The 11,313-nt window shown below is 71.5% G+C and carries 11 protein-coding genes; 9 read left to right on the plus strand and 2 right to left on the minus strand.

Annotated elements, in window-relative coordinates; all coding sequences use genetic code 11:
• The first annotated feature begins 47 nt into the window (after nt 1-47).
• Nucleotides 48-1,508 (plus strand): pyridoxal phosphate-dependent decarboxylase family protein, encoded by a 1,461-nt coding sequence (locus tag AC3CHW_RS00060; protein ID WP_488469079.1) that lies wholly within the window; start codon nt 48-50, stop codon nt 1,506-1,508.
• A gap of 142 nt (nt 1,509-1,650) precedes the next feature.
• Entirely contained in the window at nt 1,651-2,688 is a 1,038-nt protein-coding gene (locus AC3CHW_RS00065; RefSeq protein WP_488469080.1) for a DMT family transporter, read from the plus strand.
• A 157-nt stretch (nt 2,689-2,845) separates the two neighbouring features.
• On the opposite strand, the gene AC3CHW_RS00070 is transcribed toward AC3CHW_RS00065, so the two are convergent.
• Nucleotides 2,846-3,244: a tautomerase family protein gene (locus tag AC3CHW_RS00070; RefSeq protein WP_488469081.1), complete on the minus strand. Its 399-nt coding sequence runs from the start codon at nt 3,242-3,244 to the stop codon at nt 2,846-2,848.
• A 201-nt stretch (nt 3,245-3,445) separates the two neighbouring features.
• Here AC3CHW_RS00070 and AC3CHW_RS00075 point away from each other — a divergent pair, with 201 nt between their 5' ends.
• The 4 genes from AC3CHW_RS00075 to AC3CHW_RS00090 all read left to right on the plus strand — a co-directional run bounded on the left by AC3CHW_RS00075 (nt 3,446) and on the right by AC3CHW_RS00090 (nt 6,355).
• Entirely contained in the window at nt 3,446-3,871 is a 426-nt protein-coding gene (locus tag AC3CHW_RS00075; RefSeq protein ID WP_488471261.1) for a MarR family winged helix-turn-helix transcriptional regulator, read from the plus strand.
• Between the two features lie 288 nt (nt 3,872-4,159).
• Nucleotides 4,160-4,537, plus strand: a complete 378-nt coding sequence (locus AC3CHW_RS00080; protein WP_398611165.1) for a hypothetical protein — start codon at nt 4,160-4,162, stop codon at nt 4,535-4,537.
• 85 nt (nt 4,538-4,622) lie between these two features.
• Nucleotides 4,623-5,318, plus strand: coding sequence for an IMP cyclohydrolase (locus tag AC3CHW_RS00085; RefSeq protein ID WP_488469082.1), 696 nt, complete (start codon nt 4,623-4,625; stop codon nt 5,316-5,318).
• Between the two features lie 179 nt (nt 5,319-5,497).
• Nucleotides 5,498-6,355 (plus strand): DUF3592 domain-containing protein, encoded by an 858-nt coding sequence (locus AC3CHW_RS00090; protein ID WP_488469083.1) that lies wholly within the window; start codon nt 5,498-5,500, stop codon nt 6,353-6,355.
• Nucleotides 6,356-6,555: 200 nt separating this feature from the next.
• Here AC3CHW_RS00090 and AC3CHW_RS00095 read toward each other — a convergent pair whose 3' ends face one another.
• Nucleotides 6,556-7,152, minus strand: a complete 597-nt coding sequence (locus AC3CHW_RS00095; protein ID WP_398611162.1) for a L,D-transpeptidase family protein — start codon at nt 7,150-7,152, stop codon at nt 6,556-6,558.
• Nucleotides 7,153-7,367: 215 nt separating this feature from the next.
• On the opposite strand from AC3CHW_RS00095, the gene AC3CHW_RS00100 reads away from it, so the two are divergent.
• From AC3CHW_RS00100 to AC3CHW_RS00110, 3 genes are all read left to right on the plus strand, one after another.
• Nucleotides 7,368-8,315: a helix-turn-helix domain-containing protein gene (locus AC3CHW_RS00100; protein WP_488469084.1), complete on the plus strand. Its 948-nt coding sequence runs from the start codon at nt 7,368-7,370 to the stop codon at nt 8,313-8,315.
• 322 nt (nt 8,316-8,637) lie between these two features.
• Nucleotides 8,638-9,183, plus strand: a complete 546-nt coding sequence (locus tag AC3CHW_RS00105) for a hypothetical protein (protein ID WP_488469085.1) — start codon at nt 8,638-8,640, stop codon at nt 9,181-9,183.
• Between the two features lie 474 nt (nt 9,184-9,657).
• Nucleotides 9,658-11,142: an MFS transporter gene (locus AC3CHW_RS00110; protein WP_488469086.1), complete on the plus strand. Its 1,485-nt coding sequence runs from the start codon at nt 9,658-9,660 to the stop codon at nt 11,140-11,142.
• Nucleotides 11,143-11,313: the final 171 nt, after the last annotated feature.

Here is an 11,313-nt window from a genome sequence, read left to right on the forward strand (position 1 = left end):
CAACCGGCCGGGCACCCGCCCCGCGCCCCCAGATCAGGAGTCACCCGATGCGCCCGCACCCGCCGCTCGACCCCGCCGACTGGGACGCCTTCCGCGCCCTCGGGAAACAGATGATCGACGACATCGCGGACCACCTGTCCGGCATCCGGGACCAGCCGGTGTGGCAGCCGGTGCCCGAGGAGATCGCCGCCTCCTTCGAGACCGAACTGCCCACCACCGGGCGGCCGATGGAGGAGGTGTACGAGGAGTTCCGGCGCACGGTGTTGCCCTATCCCCGGGGCAACATCCATCCGCGGTTCTGGGGCTGGGCCAACGGTTCGGGCGTGCCGATCGCCGCGTACGGCGATCTGCTCGCCTCGGCCATCAACTGCACCGTCGGCTCCGGGGCCAACGCCGCGTTGCTGGTCGAGCAGCAGGTGGTCGACTGGCTCGGGCAGGCGTTGCGCTGGCCCGCGTCCGGGTCCGGGCTGCTGACCAGCGGCGCGTCGATGGGCCAGGTCATCGCGTTGGCCACGGCCCGGACCCACCGGGCGCCCGGGGTGCGCGCCGAGGGCGCCGCCGCCACCGGCGTCCAGTTCACCGTCTACGGGTCCACCGAGACCCACCACTCCGTCGACAAGGCCGTCGAACTCCTGGGCATCGGGAGCCGGTTCTTCCGGCGCGTCCCGGTGGACGCCGACCACCGCATCGACGTGGCGGCACTGCGTGCCGCGCTGCGCGCCGACCGGGAGGCCGGCCTGCACCCGCTGTGTCTGGTCGGCAATGCCGGAACGGTCAACACCGGCGCCGTCGACCCGCTCGCCGAGTTGCTGTCCGTCGCCCGCCAGGAGGACCTGTGGTACCACGTGGACGGCGCGTTCGGCGCCTTCGCCCAGCTCCTGCCCTCGCACCGGACCCTGCTCGCGGGGCTGTCCGAGGCCGACTCGCTGGTGTGTGACCTGCACAAGTGGCTGTATCTGCCGTTCGACGTGAGCTGCGTGCTCACCCGCAGGGAAGGCGACCTGGAAGGTGCCTTCCGCTCCAGCGCGGACTACATCAGCAAGACCGCGCGGGGCCCGGCCGCCCACCCGCTGTCCTTCGCCGACCGCGGGGTGGAGCAGTCGCGGCGCTTCCGCGCGCTGAAGGTGTGGTTCGCGCTCAAGACGTACGGCGTCGACGGCTTCGCCGGTGCGATCGCCGAGAACATCGCCCAGGTGGCGCACCTGACCAAGCTCGTGGAGGCCGCGCCCGACCTGGAACTCGTCTCCCGGAGCGAACTCAACATCGTCTGCTTCCGCTACGTGTGGCCGGGCGCTACGCCCGACGCCCTGAACCGCGTCAACCGGGCCGTGCTGGAGCGGCTACAGACCGAGGGCATCGCGATGCCCTCCCACACCGTCCTGAACGGCGCCTTCGTGCTCCGCGTCGCGCACCACAACCACCGCACGATCAGCGCGGACTTCGACCACCTGGTCAGCCAGGTACAGCGGTTGGGCGCCGAGCAGGTCGCCGCCGACGGCGAGCGGTGAGGCGGGCCGGCGGTCCGGCGACCGGTGGGACGCGGGGCGCCCGGGGGTGGCGTGTCGCGGTGTGCCGTAGGCCGTACGGTCCGTACGCCACGGCGCGTGGCGGCTCCGGGGCCGGCGGGGACGGGCGAGTTAGGCTGCGGCAATGGCGATGAAAGCCTCCCGCGCGTACACCGTGGGTCTGCCGGCCGCCCTGGTGGCGACGGCCCTGTGGGGCTTCACCTTCCTCGGCCCGGCCGCCGTCGAGCCGGTCAACATCTACTACCTGGTTCTCGGGCGCTACGTCGTCTTCGGGTTGCTGTCGCTGACCGTGCTGCTCCTGCGTCGTGGCAGCCTGCGCTCGCTGGGTCGGCGTCGCCTGCTGGTGGCCATGCGCCTGGGCGTCGTGGGTTACATCGGCTTCTACCTGCTGCTGGCGATGTCCGCCGAACTCGGTGGTGGGGTGCTCGCCTCGACCATGACGGGGCTAATCCCGCTCATGGTCACGCTGGTCTCCAACCGCCTGGAGAAGGTGCTGGCCTGGCGCAGGCTGGCGGCTCCGATCGTGGTGATCTCCCTCGGCCTGCTGTTGGTCAACGCCGGCACCCCCACCGACGGCGCGTCCAGCAGCGCGGACCTGGCCCTCGGCGCGCTGCTCGGTTTCCTGTCCGCCGCGGCCTGGTCGTACTTCGTGATCGCCAACCGGCGGGCGTTGGGGCGGGTCGGAGCGAACATCGACGGTACGACCTGGACGACCGGCATCGGGCTCGGGGCCTGCTGCGGGTCGCTGTTCCTGCTGCCCCTGGCGCTGGCGGGGGGCGGTCGGGCGCCGGTGGCGGACGCGGGTACCTGGTGGTCCTTCGTCGGGTGGTCGGTGGCGTTCGCGGTGCTGGGCTCGTGGTGCGCCACCTGGTTCTGGAACAGCGCCTCCAAGCGGTTGCCGGCCACCGTGATGGGGCCGGTGATCGGCATGGAGGCGGTCTGTGGTGCGGCCTTCAACCTGATGTGGGAGGGGCGTACTCCGACCTTCCACGAGTTGTGGGGCGGCCTGCTGGTGATCACGGGCGTTCTGCTGGCCTCGTATCTGTTCAACCGGGCCGACCTCAGCCGCGCCAAGCCTCCGTCACCGGGGGCCGGCGAGCCACCCGTCACGGCCGAGCGGGCGGCCGGGACGCTGCCGGAGAAACCCCCCTCCGCCGGCTGAGCCGCCGGGCTCTGGCGGCGCGCCTCGGCGATGGAGCCGGGTGGCCGACACGGCGGGCGGGTGGAGCGGGGGGACGCGAGCGTCCACAGTCGCCGACGCGCGGCAGCCGGACCGGGCGTCCGAAGCGTGCCCGCTTCTCCCAGCCGGGTGTTGACGGTCAGGAGGGCGGAGGGGGGTCGATCGCGCCGCCGACGCCGGAGCGGCCGGCCGGCACGCCGATGAGGTGCACGCTGACGTGGTCCCGCACGGATTGACCGCAGGCATCGGCGACCGCGTCGGTGATCGCCCGGATCAGCCGTCCCGGCGCGTCGCTGATCCCCGGCAGGCTCAGCGCGGCCTCGCGCACGTGGAGCGAGACGAGGGGGGCGTGCACGCTGGCCGGGACACCGCCGACGCCCCAGCGCTGCCGGGGAACGCCGAAGATCTCCACGACCGTCATGGCACGCGCCCGCTCGCCGTACACCTGGACCAGCGCCTCCGTGAGCGACCGGACCAACCGGCCCTCGACCTCCCCGTCGAGTTCCTCCTCGTGCACACGTACCTGGAAGTGCGGCATCTGGTCTCCCGTCGCTGGTCGCTCGCCTACCCTGGGGGCAGCTTTGCTTTGCAAGCAAAATACCTTTGACGACAAAGCTAAATCCGGGAGGGTTCAGTGTCAACGGAGGAGACACCGACCGCGCGGACCGACGCCGACCCCGGAGTCGACCCCGACGTCGACTCCGGCGTGGACGACGCGGTCCGCACCCTGCTCGTGCTCATGCCGCGCATGGTCGGAGCGGCCAAGCGGATTCCGGTCCCCGCCGAGCTCCAGTCGCTCGAACTCGCCCCCCGCCACCTGTCCCTGCTGTCGTACCTGCTCTTCGACGGACCGCTGACGGTCAACGAGTTGGCGGCCCGGCTCGACGTCGCGCCGACCACCGTCAGCCTGGTGGTCGGCGAACTGAGTCGGAAGGAGATCCTGGAGCGACACGAGGACCCGACGGACCGGCGGCGGCGCATCGTGAGCATCACCGACGGGATGCGGCCAGCGATCGAGGGCTGGCTGGCGCGCGGCGCTACCGCCTGGCGGAAGGCCCTCGCTCCCCTCTCACCCAGCGAGCGACGGTTGTTCGTGCACACCCTGCGCGCGTACGAGACGGCGATGCTCGAAAGCCTGCCGCGCACCGACCAGGCGGCCCCCTGACCCAGCCGGGCCAGCCGGCCGCGCCGCGGGGAGAGTCCGGGCGTACGGGGCCGTGACGCCAGGGCGTGTCGCGGGCCCAGCTTGGCGAACGCCTCCCCCTCCCACCTGGCCAACACCCGTTCGGGCAGCGGCGCGTCGCCCGACCAGCGCCGGGCCGCCGTCCGCGTGGCGGTGCCCCATCGCGGCCGTGGTCGGGCCGGTTGAGATCTTGACCGGGCTCGCGACCTATGGAGATAGTGTGTGCATCAAGGTGTGTTCGAACACACCTTGTCGACAAGGGGGGTTCACATGAAGGCGGTTTCCGGCCCACGGGGCGTCACGGCCGTGCTGGCGGCCACCCTGCTGCTGCTCGGCGGCGCCACCGCCACGGCACAGGCCGAGCCCACGAACCCGCCGACGCCCGCGGCGCCCTGCGACTACCCCTCCGTCTGCTTCGTCAAGGACGGCAAGGTCGTCTACGCGTACGACGAGGTGATTCCCTGGCAGTACCTGCCGGAGCGTCTGCCCGCGCCCGTCCAGGTCATCAACACGCGTCACGAGAGCATCTGGATCGGCGACACCAAGGGCGGGGCCGAGTGCGTCCAACCCGAGTCGATCGTCGACAAGTGGCTCGGCACCCTGGAGACGCTGCGGATCGACGACTCGGTGGAGTGCCGTCTCACCTGACCCCGATGCCGCGCCGTCGCGGTGGGGCGGGTGGCGTGCGGGCCCGGGTTGGGGCGTGGGAGCGACGAGGAAGGTGTGCGGCCCGGTGGAGGACGTGCGTGCGGCCGTGGCGGGAAACCGCTATCCGGGGCGGGGCGTGGTGTGGGCGAGGACGCTCGACGGCGCGCTGTGTGGCGGCTACTTCCTGACCGGGCGCAGTGCCGCCTCCCGGGCTCGGGCCGTACGGCGGGGCGACGGAGAACTGATCGTCTCGCCCACCGGCGAGTCCGAGCACGACCCGCTGCGGCACTACGTCGCGGCCCGTGAGCGGGACGGGTGGCTGGTCTTCGGCAACGGCGAACAGGTCGCCGTGGTCTCGGACCGGCTGCGGCAAGGCGAGAGCGCCGTCGCGGCGCTGGGTGGGTTGGAGTACGAGCCCGACCCACCCATCTTCACGCCCCGCGTCACCGTGGCGGCGGACCTCCGCTCCGGGCGGGACGCGTGGTTGGGTGCCGCGCGGCGCAGCCGCGGCGCGCGGTCGACGGCCAACGTGCTGACGCTGGCGGTCAGGGACCTGGAGCCCGGGGACGCCGTGCTGATGACCACGTACCGCTCCGACGGGCGGACGGTCGCGACCGGCGAGCCCTTCCTCGAAGCACGTACCAGCGCCGCCGACCAGGGCCAACTCCTAGACGAGCTCTGGGGTGCGCTGCCCCCTGAACTCCGCGTGGCGGCGGCCGTCTTCGAGCCGGGCCGGCTGGCCGGCGCCGCCATCCGCCATCAGGCGCCTGCTCGGGTGTGACCAACCCCGGGCAGCGGTCAGCCGGGTTGCGAGGCCGGCGTCACGCCGGGGAGACCGTACGACGAGGCGGCGCGAACGGCTGACCGCTCGCCGCCGGGTGGGGCGGTCCGCGCAACCAACTCGCTACCAGGTGCGGGACGTTGGGCGCGAGAAGCCGTGAGAAACGGGAGGGCGCGGGCGTGGACTGGCACAGGGTTCTGCTGCTGTGGTGCGCGGCGTGCGCTGGCTGGGCGCTGGTCGGGTACGGCCGGTCGCTGGCCGGAGTCACCCGGGCGCAGCGGGCGGTACGGGTGTGGGGGCGGATCGTCTCGGTACGGACTCCCGCGCACGGCGATCCGGGCACGGCCGGGATACCCGTGGTGATCGCCTTCCCCGACCCCGCCACCGGGCGGGAGCACGTTCTGCCGTACACGGCCGAAGGCGGCCCGCGGTTGGACACGGTCTGGGTCGGCCGCGAGGTCGCCGTGCTCCACCCGCCCGGCCAGCCACAACGGTTCCAGGTCACCTACGACCTCGCGGACGGCCGGCACGGGCGGGCCTGGCCGCACTTCGCCGTCTTCCTGCTGTACGCCGGGCTGGTCACCGGGCTGGCTCTCCGGCACGGCTACCCGTGGGCGCTGCTGTGTGCGGGCGGGCCGCTGACCGTGCTCATGGTGTTCGTCCTGCGCAACGAGGTCAGCCTGACCCGTCGCGAGGCGGCTCGCCTGGCCGGGGCGGTCAGCGTTCCGGGACGCGTCGTCGCCGTTCAGGAGACCACCCATGAGGACGGCGAGTCCCAGTGGACCAGCCACCACCCGGTCCTCACCTTCACCACCCGCGAGGGAACGCTCGTCACCGCCCGCCCCCAGCCCGCACTGACGAACCCGGCGCGTGCGTACGGCCGCGTGGTCACCGTCCACTACGCGCCCGACCACCCCGAGGTCTTCACCCTGGACCTCGCCGCTTCGCGACGCTCCCGGGTCCGGTCCGTCGTCTTCGTCATCGTGTCGTTGTCGCTGTGTGCGGCGACGACTGTGGCGGGTGCGGTCATGGTGTGACCCCCGCCCCCGGCCGCCACTGCCACCGCGACCGCGAAGCGTGAGGCAAGGGCACCACCAACTAGAAGCGGCCCCCACGCCCTCGCCTCTTCCTCACGAGGCTCGGGCGGGGGGCCGGTCGTGCCCCGGCAGCTGGCGCGGTGACCTGGTCCTCCGGCCCCGCCGGGCCCTGCGGGCACCGCGAGGAGAAGTGGTGCGGGTCAGCTCACCACGTACAGCTTCTTCGGCCAGCCGATGCGGTCCAGGCGCTGGAACAGGTCCCTGATGTCGGTCGGGTTGAGCTTGATGCAGCCGTTGGAGTAGTAGTCGTTGGGGTTGCTGTTGGTCCACCGCTCGGACTCGATGGAGCCCTGCTTACCGTTGGGCTTCATCTCGCTGTGGATGAACAGCTCGGTGCGCTTGGTGCCGTTGTGGCACTTGCGGTCGGAGAGCTTGATGACGAGGCCGTTGATGATGCCGTCGAAGTTCTTGCGATGCCACTGCACGGCGTACGGCTTCTTCTCCGCGTTGGGCAGCCAGCCCTTGCCGACGGCGCAGGTGTCCTTGGTCTGGCCCGAGCCCGCCTTGTACTTCTTGAGCACCTTGTCACGGCCGGCGGTGCGCTTCACGAGTTCGAGGCGGGAGTTCGTGACCGAGCCCTTGTCGAAGCGTAGGTAATGGGCGTCGGTGGCCTGGACGGAAGCCTGGGTTTCGGTACGCGCCTGGGCCGGGACAGCCGTGGTGACCGTCAGGCCGCCGACGATGACGGCAGCGAGTGCGAGGGGCGTGATGTGTGCGGGCCTTGCGGTCTTACGCATGAGAACACTCCGTGGTTTGCGTGTGGCGGTTCGCGCCTTCTTGCCCTTTGAGACTGCTGGCCGCGGACAGGCCGAGGCAATGGCAACCCGCTGTCCCGGACAGGTGTGGGTTGTCCGGGCTGGTCAGAGACCTGTCCGGACGCCGTCCGGGACCGGTGGCGAAGGAGGCGGCATCGGTATTGTCCGCGTGGCGCGGGATGGCTCACGATGTCCGCATGGCGAATGTGGGGGAGATTCATCCGCAACAGGCCGCGAACGTACGTGAGTTCACGACTGCCATGCGACAGCTCAAGGAACGCTCTGGGCTGACGTACCGCCAGATCGAGGAGCGGGCCGCCGAGCACGGCGAGGTGCTGGCGCGCAGCACGCTGGCGGACGTCCTCGGCGGAAAGGTCGCGCCGCGTCCCGAGCTTGTGGCCGCTTTCGTACGGGTCTGCGGGGACGAGGGGCGGGTGAGTGAGTGGCTGGAGGCGCGGGAGAGGGCTGTGAGCGGTGGGGGGAGCCGAGCCGACAGCGCCGACAGCGAGGCTGAGGCGGGGGCGCCCACTCAGCGCGCACGGCGTGGGATGCGCCAGCGCCGCGTGCCCGCGCTGTTGCTGGGGATCGCGGTGGTGTCCCTCGGGGTCGCCACCGTGTGGGGCACAGGCATCGTGGGTGAGCCGGGCGGTTCCGGTGGCGGCGGAGGCGATGCGCCCGCGCCCTCGGGGAAACGGGCCGTCCCGCCGCGAGGGCCCGTGGAGATCCGGCCGGCCCTGTCGGACGGCCTGTGCCTGACCGACGGGCACGCGGAAGGATACGACTCGCTGGTGGCGGTGCAGCGTCCGTGCCAGGACGTCGCGCCGCAGGAGACCGAGCTGGTGCCGGCGGCAGGTGGCACGTACCGGGTGCAGTGGTACCACCCCGACCACGGCAGGGGCTGCCTGAACGTGGTGACCGCTCGCGCGGGTGCCGCTCTGTTGGAGCCCTGGGAGGACTGCGCGAAGACGAGCAGGTTCCACCTGGAGCCCGCAGCGTCCGGTGGTGGCGGTCAGTACGTGTTGCGCGTGGCCGGCGGTGGCTGTGTGGCCATCGGCGGGTCGGCGAAGTCAGCCGGGGCGCCAGCGGTGAAGCAGCCGTGCGACGGGAGCGCGGCCCAGGTCTTCTCCCTCTCGCCCGCGCCCTGAGTCGGTTGGTGGTGCGACCAACCCACGGCCCCGCCCCGGCCTGGCGGATCCACGCGATTGAACACCGTGGGTGGCCGCCTGAGTACACCTACTCAGGACAGGGCCGGGGCGGTCCCGGAAGGCTGGGTCCATGACGACGCCACCTCCCGCCGGACCACCGCCGTATCAGCCCGAGCCCGCCGCGTACGGAAACGCCTGTCCGTCCGGCCCGGCATACGGATCTCCTGCGGGCGTCCCCGGGTACGGGACTCCGCCTCCTCCCGGCCCCGGCTTTACAGCCCCTGCCCCTCCCCCGGCCCGGCGGCCGGGGAACCGCCGGGCGGTGGTCGCCGGTCTCGTCGCGCTGGTCCTGCTTCTCGTCGGCGGGACCACCGCATGGTGGTTGACGCGCGACGAGGACCGCTCCCCGCTGGCCGATCAGCCGCGCGTCACGGACGAGAAGGCCGGGATCTCCTACGCGATACCGGAGGGCTGGGAGCGCAGCAAGGACGGCCTGATCGACGCCTTCACCTCGGCGGCCGGCAACAAGAGCGGTGACGGCAAGGGCGGCTCGGTCATGGCCGGCCGGGCCGGCGGCGTACCGCAACCCGAGCTGCGGTACGAGGCGGAGCGCGCGGCCTCGTCGAACGCCGAGTTCTTCTGCCCGGACGGGAAGTCGACACCCCAGGAGTCCAAGGCGACGACGGTGGGCGACCGGCCGGCGCACACGGCGGTGCTGAAGGTCACCCATCCCGACTGCGGCACCCTCCATCTCCGCATGACCCTCATCTCGCTGGACGACAGCCGCTCGGCATTCCTCCTCGGCCTCACCGAACAGCAGGGACGGGAGCAGGTCGACAGGGTGCTGGAGGACGCCTCCCTGCTGTAACCCTCACCGTCGCGCCCGCTCGGCCTCCTCGCCACCGCATGTCGCCACAGTGTGGGTGCCCATAACGCGACATACCGTAACCGCGCGTGTGACGATCCGGCCACGCGAAAGATCGCGGGGTGAGCTGTCATGACGGGAGCGACGAGCGGCTCCCCCACGCCTGGACCGAGCCCGGCGCCGACACCCGTGCGAGGGGCCGCGCGGGAGGGACGGGTGTTTCGGGGTACGTGTCCGGGACCGCACCTTCGGCCACGGGGAGGCACCGGCGCACCAGGACACCCTCGCGTACCGGACGGGCGGGCAGCACGCGCCGGGTCATGGACAGGCGGCGCGCACCCGGATGGCTCGCTGGATGTGACCAATCTCCTCATATCTGCCACAAGAGGTTTGATCACCCGTGATCGGGCGCAGCAGCTTGAGTCGTACGAGACCGCTCCCCACGCGGTTCGCAACACAGGAAGGGAAGGGCGAGTCGTGACCACTGGCACACCCCCCGATGACGCCGCGCTGGACCCCGAGGCCGTCAGACGCCACCGGCCGCTGTTCCGGGCCATCGCCCGCCGGAAGAACCCCAGGCTGCGGCGGACCGACATCACGGTCACTGACGAGAAGACCGTGCGGCGCGCGGTGAAGGCGGCGTCACTCGGCAACGCCATGGAGTGGTTCGACTTCGGCATCTACAGCTACCTCGCCGTCACCATCGGGCACGTGTTCTTCCCGTCCGGCAACGACACGATGCAGCTCCTGTCGTCGTTCGCGACCTTCGCCGTGGCCTTCCTGGTACGGCCGCTCGGCGGGCTCTACTTCGGGCCGCTCGGCGACCGGGTGGGCCGCAAGAAGGTACTCGCGCTCACCATGATCCTCATGGCGCTCGGCACCTTCTGTATCGGGCTCATCCCCTCGTACGCCTCGATCGGCTTCTGGGCGCCGGTGCTGCTGATCTTCTTCCGGCTGCTCCAGGGCTTCTCGACGGGTGGCGAGTACGGGGGTGCCTCGACCTTCATCGCCGAGTACGCGCCCGACAAGAAGCGCGGCTACTTCGGCAGCTTCCTCGAACTCGGCACCCTGGCCGGTTACGCGAGTGCGGCGGCCCTGGTGGTCGGGCTGACCGAGTGGTTGGGCGACGGCACGATGGAGGACTGGGGCTGGCGGGTGCCGTTCCTGGTCGCCGGGCCGCTGGGCCTGGTGGGCCTGTACCTGCGGCTCAAGCTGGAGGAGACGCCGGCGTTCCAGCGGCTTGAGGAGGAGATGGCGGACGAGCACATCACGAGCGAGGGGACCGAGCTCAAGGAGATCTTCGTGGCGCAGTGGCAGCGCCTGCTGCTGTGCGTGGTGCTCGTGGCGGCGTACAACATCTGCCACTACATGCTGCTCTCCTACATGCCCACCTACCTCACGGACGAGCTGGACTACGACGACTCGCACGGTCTGCTCATCCTGGTCGGCACCATGGTCGTGCTGATGTGCCTGGTCAACCAGGTCGGCCGGCTCAACGACCGCATCGGCCGCAAACCGCTGCTGGCGGCGGGCATGGGCGGCTTCATCCTGCTCTCCGTGCCCGCCTTCTGGCTGCTGCAGGAGGGCAGCTTCGCGGCCGTCACCGCAGGGATGCTGATGCTGGGCCTGCCGCTCGTCTGCCTGCTGGGCACGATGTCCGCCGTCCTGCCCGCCCTGTTCGCGACGAACGTCCGCTACGGCTCGCTGTCCATCGGCTACAACCTCGCCGCGTCCCTGTTCGGCGGCACGACTCCGCTGGTCATCACCGGCCTGATCAGCCTGACCGGCAGCGACATGATGCCCGCCGTGTACGCGATCGTGGCGGCCTCGGTCGGCCTGGTCGCCGTGGCGTTCATCAAGGAGACGGCCCGCCAGCCGCTGGAGGGGTCCCAGCCCTCGGTCGCCACGCACGAGGAGGCCGTGGAGATGGTGACGTCCCAGACCCAGGGCCCCACGTTCTGACCGGCTTCCATCGTTGCCGAGGCTGAGAGGCGACGGCGAGCGGGTGGGCCGGGTCCGGGAGACCGGGGTCGGTCCCGGGCCGGGGAGTCCGCGGCGGGGAACGGGAGGGGAACGCGGGACCCGACAGGGCGTGTGCGTCCCCGTGGCGGAGGACCGGCTGAACGAGGTGGG

It is taken from the genome of Streptomyces sp. MGP-BFMKR1 (assembly GCF_057766585.1).